Here is a 14,820-nt window from a genome sequence, read left to right as displayed (position 1 = left end):
TGTCTCCTAAATTTTACTCCAAGTTTCTTTTCCTTAATATATTCCCATAATATTTTTCAGATTCTGTTAATCGGTTTCTTAACTGCTTAGCATTTTCAAAAATAATATTCGATGCGCCATAAAACATCTTTGGCTCGTTAACCTGCAAAAAATCAAAATCATCGTCTTTTAACCCCCAACCCCCTAAAGGGGGCTTTGTCTTTCCATTATTCATGTTTTGTTGAATATAAAATTATTTTGATGGTTAGTATTTACGCTTGCATTTCCACCTCGCTAGTAGCTCCCCCTTTAGGGGGGTGGGGGGTTAAATTGAACTCAAAGCTTTCAAATTCCATTCTTTAATTTCTTCGATGGTAATTCTGTCTTCATAAATTGCTTTTCCAACCACCACACTTCTAATCGGATATTTAGCCAGTTCGTAAATATCATCCATCGAACTTACACCACCTGAGGCAATTAATTTAATCATCGGAGAATGCTCCAGCAGTTTTTTATATAAATCAATGGCTGCGCCGCCTAATTTTCCATCTTTGCTGATATCCGTACACAAGAACCGGAAAAAACCTAAAGCCAGGCATTTATCAACGTAATCCATTAATTTAATTGGCGAACTTTCCATCCAGCCGGAGTATTTAATCACTTCATCCAAAACATCAATGGCGATAACAATACGGTTTGCATAGTTGTCTTTTTTCGCAAACGCTTCACTCAACTGCTGCAAGAAATCGGGATTGGTAATTGCTTGTGTACCCACGATTACACGGTGGATTCCTGCATCAAGTAAATTCGTTACCTGCTCAATCGTACGGATTCCGCCTCCGTACTGTACTTTCATTTCAGTTTTCTTAATGATTTCGAACAGTGATTTCTGGTTGCTGAAATCACCTTTTGCGCCATTCAAGTCAATTATATGGATGAAATCGGTTCCGTTTGAACGGTATTTTTCTATCATATCAGCGATAGAAACGTCATACTCAGTTTTCTGGTTATAGTCGCCTTCACGCAGACGAACAACCTTTCCATCCAAAATATCAATAGCAGGAATTATGTACATTTTTTTAAGTATAAAGTATCAGGTATAAAGTATCAAGTATCTAGCATCAAGTATCTAGTATCAAGCGGGGTTTATTTAAGCATTTTAATTAATTAACTCAGATTTGCAAAGTTTTTTAATATCTGTTCACCGGCTCTACCCGATTTCTCTGGGTGGAACTGAACGCCGTAAAAGTTATCCTTTTGCACCGCTGCCGAAAATTTCAGTCCGTAATTAGCAGAGGCGATGTCAAAAGTAGGGTTATATTCAATAAAGTACGAATGAACAAAGTAAAATTGTGCATTATCTTCAACACCTTTAAATAGCAAATTGTTTTTGTGCTGCACGGCGTTCCAACCCATATGTGGAATTTTGATATTCAACGACTTATCAAATTTTTTAGTCTTAACAGGAACAATGTTCAGGAGCTTTGCATCACCTTCTTCTGAATGCTCGGTAATCAGCTGCATGCCAACACATATTCCTAAAACCGGTTTTTCTAAAGCTTTTATTGCGCTAATTAAGCCGGTGTGTTTCAATTTTTCCATTGCTGCACCAGCATGGCCAACGCCCGGGATAATGATGTGGCTATATTTTTCCAAGTCAGACTCGGTGTTTACCATACCATATTGCACATTTAAACGCTCTAAAGCTGCAGTTAAAGAGAAAATATTGCCGGCACCGTAATTTACTATTCCAACCCCCCCGCCCCCTGAAGGGGGAGTTGAATTTCTATTGTTCATATTAGGTAGCTTAATGTCAGCTTTCATATCACTCATGTTCAAAATTATTTAGGCTCTTTTAGCTCCCCCTTCAGGGGGCTGGGGGGTTATAGTAGCCCCTTTGTACTCGGCAATACCATTTTCTCCGCATCACGTTTAATCGCCATTTTTATCGCCTTTGCGAAAGCTTTAAATATAGCTTCAATTTTATGATGTTCGTTATCACCCTCGGCTTTAATATTTAAATTACATTTTGCCGCATCGCTGAACGATTTGAAAAAGTGGTAAAACATTTCTGTAGGCATATCGCCAACTTTCTCCCGTTTAAATTCGGCATCCCAGACTATCCAGTTACGGCCACCGAAATCAATTGCAACCTGCGCCAGGCAATCATCCATTGGTAAACAGAAACCATAACGTTCGATACCCAGTTTATTGCCTAAGCCTTTAGCAAAAGCTTCACCTAATGCAATTCCTGTATCTTCAATGGTATGGTGCTCATCGATATGTAAATCGCCTTTGGCAATGATTTCCAAATCGACACTTCCATGTCTGGCAATCTGGTCGAGCATGTGATCGAAAAAGTTTAAACCCGTTTCGATTTTTGCTTTTCCGGTACCATCCAAATCTAAATTGATGGTAATATCGGTTTCATTGGTTTTGCGAACATGGTTTATTTTTCTACTTCCGGCTTTAAGCAGGTTGTAAATAGCCTCCCATTTCTGTGTTTCCAGGATGATGATATCTAATAATGTTTCGTGCTTATCTAAAGCCTCAGTAGAACCGAGTGCATCATTCTGGCGAAGAAAAATTGCTTTCGCACCTAAATTTTTCGCCAAAACCACATCATTTAATCTGTCGCCAATTACATACGAATTTTTCAGGTCGTAGTCGCCGCTCAAATATTTTGTCAACAAAGCCGTACCGGGTTTGCGGGTAGGCGCGTTGTCTTTTGCAAAAGTCCTGTCGATTATAATTTCGCTGAAATTTACACCCTCGCCGGCGAAAGTATCCAACATGAAATTATGAATAGGCCAGAAATTTTCTTCGGGATTTGACGGTGTTCCCAATCCATCCTGGTTGGTTACCATAACCAGTTCGTAATCCATTTCTGTCGCAATTTTCGAAAGGTAATACAGGGAGCGGGGATAAAATTTTAGTTTCGCAAAACTATCTACCTGCTCATCATCAGGTTCGATATTTAAAGTTCCGTCGCGATCGATAAATAATACTTTCTTCATCTTTTAAAAATTTTTCAGAATGGTTAACAGCTTATCATTTTCTTCTTTGGTTCCGACGGTAATTCTTAAACAACCTTCACATAAAGTCACTTTCGAACGGTCGCGAACAATGATTCCCTCTTCAACCAAAGTGTTGTAAATTTTAGTTGCATCAGTCACTTCAGCTAATATAAAATTGGCATCGGATGGATAAACTTTTGTGACGATATTCAGTGCATTTAAATCGATAGAAAGCCGCTCTCTTTCGGCAACAGATTCTTTAATCCATGCATTAACCTGATCGATATTTTTTAGCGCCTCGAAAGCTAAATCCTGAGTAGCCTGATTGATGTTGTAAGGTGGTTTAATTTTGTTCAAAACATCAATCACTTTTCGCGAAGAAAATGCCATTCCCAAACGCAAAGCAGCGAGCCCCCAAGCCTTGGAAAAAGTTTGCAAAACAACGAGGTTTGCGTACTCTGTCAACTCCTGAATAAAGGTCTTCTGGCGGGCATAATTTATGTAAGCTTCATCAACCACAACGATGCCATTAAAGTTGGCTAAGATCGTTTCGATGTCTTCACGATTTATTGAATTTCCCGTCGGATTATTTGGCGAACAAATGAAGATTAATTTCGTGTTTTTATCAATAGTTTCTGCAATCTTTTCCATGTCTAACTGGAAGTTCGGTAGCAAGCTCACTTTTCGAATTTCTACATCATTTATATTTGCCGAAACTTCATACATGCCGTAGGTCGGCGGCAATACAATTACGTTGTCCTTTCCGGGATTACAAAAGGCACGGAACAACAAATCAATGGCCTCATCACTACCATTGCCTAAAAAGGTATTTTCAATCGGAACACCTTTGATTTTACTGATGGCATCTTTCAAATCCAATTGCAAAGGGTCGGGGTAGCGGTTGTAATTTGCGGGTAGGGGAGAACCATAACTGTTCTCGTTTGCATCTAAAAATACCGATGCTTGTCCCTTAAACTCATCCCTTGCGGTAGAATACGGCTTAAGGTTTTTTATATTTTCTCTAACTAAATCGTTTATGTCCATTTTTAAGGTAAAAGGTAAAAGGGGTAAAAGGTAAAAGGATGGGCATGCTGCCTTAAACTTCTACTTTAAATCTTCCAGTGTTTTTAATCTAACCGTTATTGCGTTTTTGTGCGCTTGTAAGCCCTCGGCTGCTGCAAGTGTTTCAACTGTGGTGCCAATGTTATTTAATCCTTTGGATGACAGGTGCTGAAAAGTAATTTTCTTAAGAAAAGCATCAGTTGAAACACCTGAATATGCTTTAGCAAAGCCACTTGTTGGTAAAGTATGGTTCGTTCCCGAGGCATAATCACCTGCACTTTCCGGCGTAAGGTTTCCTAAAAATACCGATCCGGCATTGATTATCAAAGGGATAAGGGATTCAAAATTTTCCGTTGCTAAAATCAGGTGTTCAGGCGCATACGCATTCGAAAAAACCATTGCTTCGCTTAAATTTTCCACTAAGACAGCATAGGAATTTTCTATTGCTTTGGCTGCGATCTCTTTTCTCGGAAGTATAGATAGCTGATTTTCAACATCTAAAAGCGTTTTTTCTATGATTTCATTAGAAGTAGAAACTAAAATTGCCTGACTATCAGTTCCATGTTCGGCTTGCGCGAGTAGGTCTGCAGCCACGAATGACGGATTGGCAGTCTCGTCAGCAACTACTAAAACCTCCGATGGACCAGCAGGCATATCAATTGCCACCTTGTTTTGAACCATCGTTTTGGCAGTTGTTACATAGCGATTGCCAGGGCCAAAAATCTTATAAACCTGCGGTACGGTTTCGGTTCCAAATGCCATAGCGGCGACAGCCTGTGCGCCTCCAATCAGGTAGATTCTTTCGATACCTAAAAGCACGGCGCAATAAGCCAGGTAGCAGTTTGTTTTACCATCACTTTGCGGAGGCGAACAAACCACAATTTCTTTGCAACCGGCGATTGTTGCCGGTGTAGCAAGCATTAGAAAAGTGCTCGGTAAAACTGCTGTTCCGCCCGGGATATAAAGGCCTACCTTTTCAATTGCCCTCGATTCCCGCCAGCAAATCACCCCAGGCATGGTTTCTATTTTGTCTTCATTTTTTAATTGAGACTGGTGGAAAACTTTAATGTTCTGATAAGCTGTTTCAATTGCTTTTTTGGCATCGGCCGGAATGGTTGCTGCAATACTTTTCAATTCCTCCGCATCTAAGTAAAGCTTTTCTAATGTTACCTTATCAAATGCTTTTGCAAAATTAATCAGTGCTTTATCACCATCATTTTTTACCGTTTTGATGATGTCTGCAACACGCTCTTCAACCAATTTATCATCTTCAATCTGTCGCGAACACAGTTCCTCAATTTTTGATTCAGATAAATCTTTATAATTATAGACTTTCAATGTTTTATAATTTAAAATTAACTAATAGTTAATGTGAATTTAAATGTTTTTGACTTGTTTTAAGTAATAATTTTCTCGATTGGCATCACCAATATTCCTTCTGCGCCGGCAGCTTTCAGACTGTTAATTTTATCCCAGAAATCTTCTTCAGCAATTACAGAATGAACGGCAACCCAGTTCGGTTCGAACAACGGAACCACCGTCGGACTTTTAACACCCGGCAACAAATCAACAACTTTTTGCAGGTTATCTTTCGATACGTTCAACACCACATATTTATTAGATTTTGCGCTCAAAACCGAACGAATTCTCTGCAGTAATTCTGCAACTTCAGGGTTGTCTAATATCGATTTATTTCCAATCAAAACCGCCTCCGATTGCATCACATCTGCGAACGGTTTTAGTCCGTTACTCTTTAAAGTTCCGCCTGTAGAAACGATATCGAAAATCGCATCACTCAAGCCTAAACCCGGACCAATTTCTACCGAACCGGAGATGGTTCTGATGTCAGATTTTATGCCTTTTTCGGTTAAGAATTTTTCGAGAATTACGGGATATGACGTAGCAATTGCTTTGCCATTTAAGTCTTCCAATTTTTGGATTTCGCTTCCTGTTTGAACAGCGATTTTCAGCGTGCATTTTCCAAAGCCCAGGCGTTGTAGATATTCTACACCGGCTTTGGTTTCGGTGATCACATTTTCTCCAACAATGCCTAAATCGGCAATGCCATCCTGAACGTATTCGGGGATATCATCATCACGAAGAAAAAGAATTTCCAGTGGAAAATTTTGAACGGTTGATATTAAAGAGCTCTTATAGTTTTCGAAAGAAAGACCACAATTTTTTAATATTTCTACGGATTTTTCGTTTAACCTACCCGATTTCTGGATAGCAATTTTAAGTGTTTTCAAAGTATTGAATATAGAATGAACAAGAAATAATTTTACGGAAAAAAAGTTTTGAAGTACAAAACAAACATATCATATCGCCTATTGGCGATGGTGCAAATGTAAGTGATGGTTCAAAGTTAATTTCATAAATTATTTATGCCAGTATCAATACTTTAGCTGATAAGCGCTGGCAAATATAAAGATACAATTGGTAAATCAAAAAATAATGGCACTTAATTTGCCTTTATCGTGTTTTTAAGGTTCCAAATAATTACTTTGTATTAAATTTTTACGTTTTGAAATACTTCCGCTTTCTAATAATTTCTGTTATTCTGTTCATTTCCGCCTGTAATTGGTTTAAATCGCCGCCTGAAATTGGAAAGGTATTGGCTGAACATTTCAAAAATAAGATTTATAAAGATTTCGATACTGTAGCTTACGACAGTGTTTTTGTGAAAACTATGGATGAGCTTTCAAATAATTTCATCAATCCAAAAACGATTAAAGCATTTTATGCAGCTAATAACGATGAACCAAGATTTGTAACCAGGTTTTACGTCAATGGTGAATTAGATTCTCTTGCCGGTTATTTACAGAATAGCACAGTTCATGGCTTAAATCCTAAAATTTTTAATACCGATGAGGTAAAAGATTTACTTCAACAACTCGGTGAAAATAAATTTAAGAAAGTTGATGAGGCTTATCCTGTCCTAGCAAAACTCGAAATTTTAAGTGCAAATGCTTATCTGAATTACACTAATTTCCTAAAGTTCGGCGTTGTAAATCCCCGCAATATTTTTTCCAGATATTATATTAAAGTTAAACGTCCGGATAGTTTAAGTATGTCTAAATTACTGGCGTCCGAGAGTCTTGTTGATACTTTGAATGCGGTTCAGCCTAAATCAGCACAATACAAAGGTCTGCAGGAAGCTTATCTCGGCTCAAACAACCCCAATGAAAAACGAATTTTATCGTTGAATATGGAGCGTTTCCGTTGGAAAATGCCGGAAACAGGTGATAATTATATCCAGGTTAATATTCCTGATTTTAAACTTACCTGGTTTGATAAACTGGATACTGTAATATCAATGAAAGTTTGTGTAGGTGGAAAACGTGAAGATGGCTATGAGGATAAGCTTAAAGCCTTCGCTAAGTCGGGTAATTTGGATGATAAACCAAAGAACCATGAAACGCCTTTGTTATTTAGTAAAATTAACTCGATACAGGCAAACCCAATCTGGAACATTCCGGTGAGCATTGCACAAAGTGAAATTTACTGGATGGCCAGAAAAGATCCTTATTATTTGTCGAACAGTAATATCAACGTTTACTATAAAGGTAAATTGATTGGCGAACCGGATACCATAAACTGGAATAAATATTCAAGAGATAAATTGCCATTTAAATTTAAACAGGGTTCGGGCGGGGGAAATGCTTTAGGGAAATTCAAATTTATTTTTGATAATGGTTCAAGTATTTATTTGCACGATACAAATAATAAAAATGGCTTCAACTTAACAAACCGGGCAATTAGCCATGGTTGTGTACGTGTTGAAAAACCATTGGAATTTGCCGAAAAACTGCTGAATGATGCATACACTTATGATAAATTAAGGGTTGAAGTGGATATGCTGCCAGTTGATACCACACATATGAATTGGTATCGCAAGCGTATGGCCAAGAAAGCGGATACTTTAAAATCTTTTCAATTAAAACCAGCCTGGTTCGGACCAAAGAAAGCGGTTCCATTATTGATCACTTACTTTACCGCCTGGCCACAAAACGATAAAATTGAATACCGCCCTGATGTGTATGCAATGGATGAGAAACTTTGGGTAGCTATGAAAAAGTTTAGATAGAAGCTGTAGATTTGCGGAATGCAGGATAACACCACTTTTAACCATCAAGCTGACATCGTAAATTGTGCCATTCGGTTTATCAACTCATGGTTTAAGCAGTCGAAGTCGATTACAGAAGAGTTGAATGATTTTTTTATCCTTCCTGGAAATAAAGTAGTTGGCAAAGATGTTATCGTGAGTAGGTTAAAGGGGATTTTTGGTCAATCTGATGAATATGTTGGCGGCAGATATGATATCATCGATGTGAATTTCGAGTTACTAAACAAGGGAAAGGGAATGGGCTTTGTAGAGGGCGTTGCGGGTTATCGTGATGTGATTCAAAAACAATCGAAAATTGTAAGCGGACCATTTAAATTATATTTTGCTTTGCATAATGAAAGCTGGAAAATAGTGAACATAGAGTTTCCAGGGTTTACTTATTAATCAACATGATATAACTAATGCTTTCTTTCTTTAATAAAATTGTAGACGTTCTCAATGGGAACAATATTCCGTATATGCTTTCCGGAAGCATTGCTATGGGGGTTTACATCGTTCCAAGAGCTACCCGGGATTTCGATTTTATAATTCATTTACAACCAAAGGATGTTGATGCTTTTGTTTCAAATTTTCAGGATGGATATTATTGTAATGTAAATTCTGTAAAGGATGCAATTAAGCAACAAAGTCTATTCAATATTATTGACCATGCATCAGGGTATAAAGCAGATTTTGTTATTTTGAAGAATGAAGAATTTCGACAAGAGGAATTTAACAGAAGAGTTGAGATGGAATACTTTGGAAAATCAGTATATTTGGTTACTGTTGAAGATTTATTAATATCTAAACTAATTTGGATTCAAGTGTTGCAATCTGCCATTCAAGTTAATGATATTAAAAATCTTGCAGAATTGGAAACCTTAGATTGGGATTATATTAATAAGTGGGTGAAAATTCTGAAACTAGCAACATTTAATCTTTTTAAATAATGAAAGATACATCAGATCATATTAAAGAAATGCAACTTAAATTATGGCTTTCAAAAGAACCAAAAGAAAGATTGCGCCAAATGTTGGTAGATAATGAATCTCTTTATAAATTTTGGGATAATATTAAACCAGTGCCTATTGGTAATATTATCGATAAAAAAAAGGTTTTCCATAGCTGAATCCATAATTTTCCTATCTTTGGTTTTTAATGAATTTCCTTTATCCGGGCTTTCTTTTCGCACTATTATCGGTCGCAATTCCGGTTATCATTCATTTATTCAATTTCCGAAAATTTAAAAAGGTTTATTTCTCTAATGTTCAGCTTTTACAAGAAGTAGAACAGCAAAATTCATCGAAAGAGAAGCTTAAAAATCTGCTTATTCTTTTATCGAGAATTTTAGCCATAATCTTTTTAGTTATCGCTTTCGCCCAACCTTATATTCCTTTAAGCAACCAAAAAACATCTTCATTAAATAATACCGTAAGTATCTATATAGATAATTCTTATAGTATGGAAGCGGTTAATAAGGATGGTAATTTGCTTGATGAGGCTAAAAGACGTGCAAAAGAACTGATAAAAGGTTTTGGTTTAAATGACAGGTTTCAATTATTAACCAACGACTTTGAAGGTAAACACCAACGCTTATTAAATCAGGAAGCGTTTTTGAAAGCACTTGAAGATGTGAAAATATCGCCTTCAAATAGAAATCTCCAGCAAATTTTAAACAGACAGGGAAATGTATTTACAGGCTCAGCAAATAAATACAGTTTTCTGATCAGCGATTTTCAAAAAAACATTGCCACAAACAAAAAGCTGGAAACCAAACCTGATATTCAATATTCTTTTTTAAAGCTTAATGCAGCCACGCTGGCAAATGTTGCAGTCGACAGTGTGTGGTCACTTTCACCAAACCACCAACCCGGGGCAAATGAAAGGCTGGTTGTTCAGGTGAAAAATTATTCTGAAGAAGACGCTGTAAATATTCCTTTAAAACTTACCTTTAATAACCAACAGAAAGCTTTAAGTTCGGCTACTATTCCAGCAGGGAAAATTAAAAGAGATACTTTGAATTTTTCAGGCTTAAAGCCGGGGTGGCAAAAGGGACTTTTGAGTATTAAAGATTTCCCGGTTACTTTTGATGATTCCCTTTCTTTCAGCTTTAAGGTTGATACAAGTTTTCCGGTTTTAAGTATAAGTGGTGTAAATAGCGGAAATTATATAAAGGCGCTGTTTGCGGCTGATAATTATTACAAACTCACGGAAAATGTGGAAAGTAATGTAAGCTATAGCAGTTTCTCAAATTATGGTTTAATCGTACTTAATGGATTGAAAAATCCATCAAGCGGTTTAGCCCAACAATTAAAAACATACTTAAAGGCGGGTGGGACAGTAGCTATATTTCCTGATTTAGATGCAGATGTTCAAACTTATAACGCTTTTTTAAGTGGCTTATCACTGCCGGTTATTCAAAACTTAAACACAACCGCCAGCAAGGTTGATAAAATAGATTTGCAAAATCCAATATTCAGGACTGTTTTTGAAGAGATTCCGAAGAATCTGGATTTACCATCTGCGAATCGTTATTTCAACTTCATAGAAAGCAATTCTGCAAATAAAGAGGCAATACTGAGTTTACCCGGCGGGAAATCATTTTTTTCGAAATTTGGAATCGGCAATGGTTCTGTTTACTTATCGGCAAGTGGTTTAAATACCGCAGATGGAAATTTCGCCCGCCATCCGGTTTTTGTGCCTTTAATGTATCGGTTAGCATTGAGCGGTGGCAGCGAAGATGCTTTGTACTACACTATCGGAAATGAAACTACTTTAAAAAGTAAATACATCACTTTAGGTAAAAACCAGACGCTAAAGCTCAGTTCGAAAAATTTTGAAGCCATTCCTGAAGTCAGACAAGTTGAAGGCAAAACGCTTATTTATGTTGCCGATCAGGTAAAAGCACCGGGTTTTTACAGTTTAACCCTCACCGATTCCTTACTTGCGGTCTACAGTTTTAATAATGGCAGATCTGAATCTGATATGCATTATTTAAGTAGAACTGAACTTGATAATCTGGCCGGGAAAAACAACTTGAAAATTTACGATACCGATAAAGATGCAGTTAGGCTGGTTTCAGGGGCAAATAAAATCGGGCAAACTTTATGGAAACTTTGTCTAATTTTGTCGCTGATTTTTATTGCAGCAGAAATCCTGCTCATCCGATTTTTTAATAACACAAAAAGAACAATATGAATCTCCTTGTAAAGCATGTAACTATTGCCGACCCGCAGAGTAAATTTAATAAACAGCCAGGCGATATTCGGGTAGTTGATGGAAAAATCCAAAGCATAGGTAATTTATCAGCCGAAAAAAACGAAACCGTTTTTGATGCTGAAGGTGCATTTTTAACGCCTGGGTTTTTCGATTTAAATTGTGTTGCCGGCGATCCGGGTTTCGAAACTAAAGAGGATATTCAAACTTTAACTGCAACCGCCAAAGCCGGGGGATTTACAGGTTTGGCATTATTGCCTCAAACAAGTCCGGTTGTACAATCAAAATCTCAGGTTGAATATATTATCAACAAGGCAAAAAATAATTTAGTTGATGTTTATCCGATTGGAGCTTTAAGTCAAAATCGCGAGGCGAAAGAACTTGCAGAGCTTTTTGATATGCAGCAAGCAGGTGCTGTTGCTTTTTCTGATGGAGATAAAGCCTTGCAGGATGATGGTTTTATGAGTCGTGCTTTACAATACGCCAAAGGTTTTGATGCCTTGGTAATGGTATACCCCGAAAATAAATCGATTGCCGGTAAATCGCAGATAAATGAAAGCAAAAACTCCGTGCTTTTAGGGATGAAAGGTTTGCCTGCCTTGGCCGAAGAAATGCATATAGCAAGAGATATTTTTTTAGCTTCATACAATGAAACCAAAATTCACATCAGCAACATTTCGACGGCTGGCTCAGTTGCTTTAATTCGCAAGGCAAAAAAAGATGGTGTTCAAATCTCATGCGATGTTACGGCACATCATTTGGTGTTTACCGAAGAACTCTTAGCCGATTTCGATAGCAATTACAAGGTGAAACCACCTTTACGAAGTAAAAATGATGTAAAAGCCCTAATCGCCGGCTTAAAAGACGGAACAATTGATGCAATTACATCTCAACACCGTCCTGAAGAAATTGAATTTAAAAATGTGGAATTCGAAATTGCACATTATGGCATTATTGCCTTGCAAACTGTTCTGCCACTGTTACTAAAAGCCGGATTAGATGCAAGCTTAATCGCAGAAAAATTAGCAATTAACCCACGCAAATTATTAAATTTAAATATTCCGGTAATTGAAGAAGGACAGGAAGCTAATTTTACCATTTATAACCCTAATGAAAAATGGGTATATAACGCAGTAAGTAACCTTTCCAAGTCGGCAAACAGTCCGCTTTTAGGAACTGAACTTGTCGGGAAAGTAACTTTAGTTTTTAACAACAATCAATACCACGAAAGCTGAAAGACTAAAGCTGAAAGAATAAGGCAGAAAGGCTAAAGCTGAAACCCAATATAAAAAGGTTACAGCAATTTGCCATGTCTTGATACTTGATACTAAATACTTGATACTAACAAAATGGATAATAGAGTTAAAAAAGCGCTGAGCGCCGCAATAAACAGATATGCTGAAACAGAAAAAGTTGAAGCCGGCAGTTTTCAGACAGAATTAATTGCTGCTTTTGAGCTTGATGTTAATTTCTTAGATAAAGCAACTGCTTTTGATGCCGTTTTCGATTCGTACCCAAAATTTGATGAATTAAGAGAAATTTTCTTCGATTTGTTAATGGTAAATTTCTTCAGCAGTGATGTTCAGAAGCTGGAAGACGATTACCTTGAAAGTGATGAGTGGGCAAATATTGAAGAAGAAACCATTGATAGAGGAACTGAACTTTTAAACCTGCTTTTGTATATAAAAGAATGTCATGATGAGGATCTGGATCCGGAATTAGGTGATTTCCTGAAAGAATTTTTATTAGTTGAAGACGATGAATTTCAGGATGAATTTGAAATTTATGAAGAATTAATCAGCAATCAGCAATTGGCTGAAAGTAGTATAGAAGAAATTTGTAAAACTGCAGAGACTTTAAATGTAAGTGAAGAAATGAAAGATTTATTCGTTCCGTTTATGGCTTTTTTCCTTGATACAGAGGGTAGTGCGGAGACGATAAAAGAATTAATTCAATTTAGCCGTAACAAATCGTTCGATTCTGCTACTTATATATTAATAACTACTATTAATAACTAAACAAACTAAACTAAAAATTCAACAACATGGACAAGAGCACTTTAATTACCAAATTATCCCTAAAATATGGTTTTATACTTGCAGCAGTTTCAATTGTAATTTCGTTAACGCTGTATTTTATAAATCCTGTAATGCTTTATACCAATTTTGCATTACCGTTTATAATTCTGATTATTTTCATCGCTTTGCTTGTTTTTTCTGGAATAAGCATCCGGAAAGAAATTGGTGGGTATTGGACATTTGGTGAGGCTTTTAAGTCATTTTTAATAATAGCATTAATTTTGGCCATTACTTCGGTATTATACAATGTTATATTAATGACATTAATCGACCCTGATTTGCCAGCCAAAGCCGCTGCAGCTATTGAAGAATCACAAAGAAGCATGATGGAAAAATTCGGTATGGCTTCTGAGCAAATAGACGAGGCTATGGCAAAAGCAGGTAATATGCAGGAAAAATTAACACCAACGTTTAAAAATTCATTTACGAGTTTTGGTGTATCGATTGCAATGTATGGTGTGCTTGCTTTAATTCTCGCCGCAATTTTAAAGAAGAAAGCGCCGGTAGTATTCAATACAATGCCTGAGCAGGAAGCTTAGTAACAAAACATAAAATTTCCAACGTGCAAGTTTTAATTTGTATACAATTCTAAATTCCCAATTTTTATATCATTTCTGTTTGTAATGGTGCCGGTAAAACAACTGCATTATTCACCGTTCTACCTGAAATGTTAAATTACAGGGAATTTGTAAATGCTGATGAAATTGCACGTGGGATTTCTCCTTTTAATCCAGAAAGTGTTGCTATACAAGCTGGTAAATAATGCTCAATCGAATTGATGAACTACTAAATAATCAGCAGATTTTGCGATAGAAACAACACTTACAACTAAGTCTTACCTTAACACTATAATAAGAGCAAAAGAATCTGGCTATCAAATTACACTTTTGTTCTTTTGGCTTAATGATGTAGAATTGGCCATCGAGCGTGTAAAAATACGTGTATCAGAAGGTGGACATAGCATCCCGGAAGATGTAATTAGGAGAAGGTACTTTAAAGGTATACAGAATTTAAAGCTATTCATTCAAGCAGTAGATTTTTGGTTTGCATTAAATAATTCTGCCGGGCTAAAATTTATTGCGGAAGGAAAGAAAAATGAAATGATTATCTTTGATAATGAATCGTGGGCTAAATTAAAATAATGACTATGAGTGAAAAGATAATGACATTAGAAATCCTTCATGAAAAAATAAGTAAGGGAATGGAGTTAACCTTTAAGAAGTTGGTTGCTTACAAAAAGAAAAACGATGGCGTTTTTATTTTTTCTGACCATGGAAAAATTGTACAGGTAAACGCTAAAGACATAAAATTATAATACAGATCAAAAATTTTTAACGTGCAAGTTTTATCATTTAATTTGATG

Annotated in this window: 17 protein-coding genes; 10 read left to right on the top strand and 7 right to left on the bottom strand. The window is 36.6% G+C overall.

The window, feature by feature from the left end; all coding sequences use genetic code 11:
* Positions 1 to 13 precede the first annotated feature (13 nt).
* The 7 genes from O0931_RS09640 to hisG form a co-directional block, all read right to left on the bottom strand.
* On the bottom strand, positions 14 to 214 hold the full coding sequence (locus O0931_RS09640) for a hypothetical protein (RefSeq protein WP_269415350.1): 201 nt from the start codon (positions 212 to 214) through the stop codon (positions 14 to 16).
* Positions 215 to 304: 90 nt separating this feature from the next.
* On the bottom strand, positions 305 to 1,054 hold the full coding sequence (gene hisA, locus O0931_RS09635; protein ID WP_269415349.1) for a 1-(5-phosphoribosyl)-5-[(5-phosphoribosylamino)methylideneamino]imidazole-4-carboxamide isomerase: 750 nt from the start codon (positions 1,052 to 1,054) through the stop codon (positions 305 to 307).
* A 92-nt stretch (positions 1,055 to 1,146) separates the two neighbouring features.
* The gene (gene hisH / locus O0931_RS09630; RefSeq protein WP_269415444.1) at positions 1,147 to 1,776 is read right to left on the bottom strand and encodes an imidazole glycerol phosphate synthase subunit HisH; all 630 of its coding nucleotides are present in this window, start codon (positions 1,774 to 1,776) and stop codon (positions 1,147 to 1,149) included.
* An 86-nt stretch (positions 1,777 to 1,862) separates the two neighbouring features.
* On the bottom strand, positions 1,863 to 2,996 hold the full coding sequence (gene hisB, locus O0931_RS09625) for a bifunctional histidinol-phosphatase/imidazoleglycerol-phosphate dehydratase HisB (RefSeq protein ID WP_269415348.1): 1,134 nt from the start codon (positions 2,994 to 2,996) through the stop codon (positions 1,863 to 1,865).
* 3 nt (positions 2,997 to 2,999) lie between these two features.
* Positions 3,000 to 4,040, bottom strand: coding sequence for a histidinol-phosphate transaminase (gene hisC / locus O0931_RS09620; protein WP_269415347.1), 1,041 nt, complete (start codon positions 4,038 to 4,040; stop codon positions 3,000 to 3,002).
* 60 nt (positions 4,041 to 4,100) lie between these two features.
* Positions 4,101 to 5,396 (bottom strand): histidinol dehydrogenase, encoded by a 1,296-nt coding sequence (hisD, locus tag O0931_RS09615; protein WP_269415346.1) that lies wholly within the window; start codon positions 5,394 to 5,396, stop codon positions 4,101 to 4,103.
* 59 nt (positions 5,397 to 5,455) lie between these two features.
* Entirely contained in the window at positions 5,456 to 6,307 is an 852-nt protein-coding gene (hisG, locus tag O0931_RS09610) for an ATP phosphoribosyltransferase (RefSeq protein ID WP_269415345.1), read from the bottom strand.
* Positions 6,308 to 6,582: 275 nt separating this feature from the next.
* Between hisG and O0931_RS09605 the strand changes: the two genes are divergently transcribed.
* The 10 genes from O0931_RS09605 (at position 6,583) to O0931_RS09560 (ending at position 14,772) form a co-directional block, all read left to right on the top strand.
* A complete protein-coding gene (locus O0931_RS09605; RefSeq protein WP_269415344.1) occupies positions 6,583 to 8,145 on the top strand; it encodes a L,D-transpeptidase family protein in 1,563 nt (520 codons plus the stop codon).
* An 18-nt stretch (positions 8,146 to 8,163) separates the two neighbouring features.
* Positions 8,164 to 8,568 carry a hypothetical protein gene (locus O0931_RS09600; protein ID WP_269415343.1) on the top strand — a complete coding sequence of 135 codons (405 nt, stop codon included), beginning with the start codon at positions 8,164 to 8,166 and terminating at the stop codon, positions 8,566 to 8,568.
* A gap of 17 nt (positions 8,569 to 8,585) precedes the next feature.
* Positions 8,586 to 9,113 carry a hypothetical protein gene (locus O0931_RS09595; RefSeq protein ID WP_269415342.1) on the top strand — a complete coding sequence of 176 codons (528 nt, stop codon included), beginning with the start codon at positions 8,586 to 8,588 and terminating at the stop codon, positions 9,111 to 9,113.
* Complete coding sequence (locus tag O0931_RS09590) at positions 9,113 to 9,292, top strand: hypothetical protein (protein ID WP_269415341.1); 180 nt, start codon at positions 9,113 to 9,115, stop codon at positions 9,290 to 9,292. Before O0931_RS09595 ends, O0931_RS09590 begins: the two co-directional genes overlap by 1 nt.
* 29 nt (positions 9,293 to 9,321) lie before the next feature.
* Positions 9,322 to 11,361 carry a BatA domain-containing protein gene (locus O0931_RS09585; protein ID WP_269415340.1) on the top strand — a complete coding sequence of 680 codons (2,040 nt, stop codon included), beginning with the start codon at positions 9,322 to 9,324 and terminating at the stop codon, positions 11,359 to 11,361.
* On the top strand, positions 11,358 to 12,614 hold the full coding sequence (locus O0931_RS09580) for a dihydroorotase (RefSeq protein WP_269415339.1): 1,257 nt from the start codon (positions 11,358 to 11,360) through the stop codon (positions 12,612 to 12,614). The genes O0931_RS09585 and O0931_RS09580 overlap by 4 nt, the downstream gene beginning before the upstream one ends.
* A gap of 114 nt (positions 12,615 to 12,728) precedes the next feature.
* The gene (locus O0931_RS09575; RefSeq protein ID WP_269415338.1) at positions 12,729 to 13,397 is read left to right on the top strand and encodes a hypothetical protein; all 669 of its coding nucleotides are present in this window, start codon (positions 12,729 to 12,731) and stop codon (positions 13,395 to 13,397) included.
* Between the two features lie 26 nt (positions 13,398 to 13,423).
* Positions 13,424 to 13,996, top strand: a complete 573-nt coding sequence (locus O0931_RS09570) for a DUF4199 domain-containing protein (RefSeq protein WP_269415337.1) — start codon at positions 13,424 to 13,426, stop codon at positions 13,994 to 13,996.
* Between the two features lie 348 nt (positions 13,997 to 14,344).
* Positions 14,345 to 14,599 (top strand): hypothetical protein, encoded by a 255-nt coding sequence (locus O0931_RS09565; RefSeq protein WP_269415336.1) that lies wholly within the window; start codon positions 14,345 to 14,347, stop codon positions 14,597 to 14,599.
* A gap of 5 nt (positions 14,600 to 14,604) precedes the next feature.
* Positions 14,605 to 14,772, top strand: coding sequence for a hypothetical protein (locus O0931_RS09560; RefSeq protein ID WP_269415335.1), 168 nt, complete (start codon positions 14,605 to 14,607; stop codon positions 14,770 to 14,772).
* Positions 14,773 to 14,820: the final 48 nt, after the last annotated feature.

Source organism: Pedobacter rhodius (assembly GCF_027213645.1).
GTDB classification, from domain to species: domain Bacteria; phylum Bacteroidota; class Bacteroidia; order Sphingobacteriales; family Sphingobacteriaceae; genus Pedobacter; species Pedobacter rhodius.
Note: the sequence above shows the minus strand (reverse complement) of the source record. Positions and strands in the feature narration are given on the sequence as shown.

Excerpts from the sequence above, each read along its gene's own strand:
- O0931_RS09560 (WP_269415335.1), top strand. The coding sequence starts at position 14,605 with ATGAGTGAAAAGATAATGACATTAGAAATCCTTCATGAAAAAATAAGT.
- O0931_RS09595 (WP_269415342.1), top strand. The coding sequence starts at position 8,586 with ATGCTTTCTTTCTTTAATAAAATTGTAGACGTTCTCAATGGGAACAAT.
- O0931_RS09580 (WP_269415339.1), top strand. The coding sequence starts at position 11,358 with ATGAATCTCCTTGTAAAGCATGTAACTATTGCCGACCCGCAGAGTAAA.
- O0931_RS09640 (WP_269415350.1), bottom strand. The coding sequence starts at position 214 with ATGAATAATGGAAAGACAAAGCCCCCTTTAGGGGGTTGGGGGTTAAAA.
- O0931_RS09575 (WP_269415338.1), top strand. The coding sequence starts at position 12,729 with ATGGATAATAGAGTTAAAAAAGCGCTGAGCGCCGCAATAAACAGATAT.
- O0931_RS09590 (WP_269415341.1), top strand. The coding sequence starts at position 9,113 with ATGAAAGATACATCAGATCATATTAAAGAAATGCAACTTAAATTATGG.
- hisH (WP_269415444.1), bottom strand. The coding sequence starts at position 1,776 with ATGAACAATAGAAATTCAACTCCCCCTTCAGGGGGCGGGGGGGTTGGA.
- O0931_RS09570 (WP_269415337.1), top strand. The coding sequence starts at position 13,424 with ATGGACAAGAGCACTTTAATTACCAAATTATCCCTAAAATATGGTTTT.
- hisB (WP_269415348.1), bottom strand. The coding sequence starts at position 2,996 with ATGAAGAAAGTATTATTTATCGATCGCGACGGAACTTTAAATATCGAA.
- O0931_RS09600 (WP_269415343.1), top strand. The coding sequence starts at position 8,164 with ATGCAGGATAACACCACTTTTAACCATCAAGCTGACATCGTAAATTGT.
- hisC (WP_269415347.1), bottom strand. The coding sequence starts at position 4,040 with ATGGACATAAACGATTTAGTTAGAGAAAATATAAAAAACCTTAAGCCG.
- O0931_RS09585 (WP_269415340.1), top strand. The coding sequence starts at position 9,322 with ATGAATTTCCTTTATCCGGGCTTTCTTTTCGCACTATTATCGGTCGCA.
- hisA (WP_269415349.1), bottom strand. The coding sequence starts at position 1,054 with ATGTACATAATTCCTGCTATTGATATTTTGGATGGAAAGGTTGTTCGT.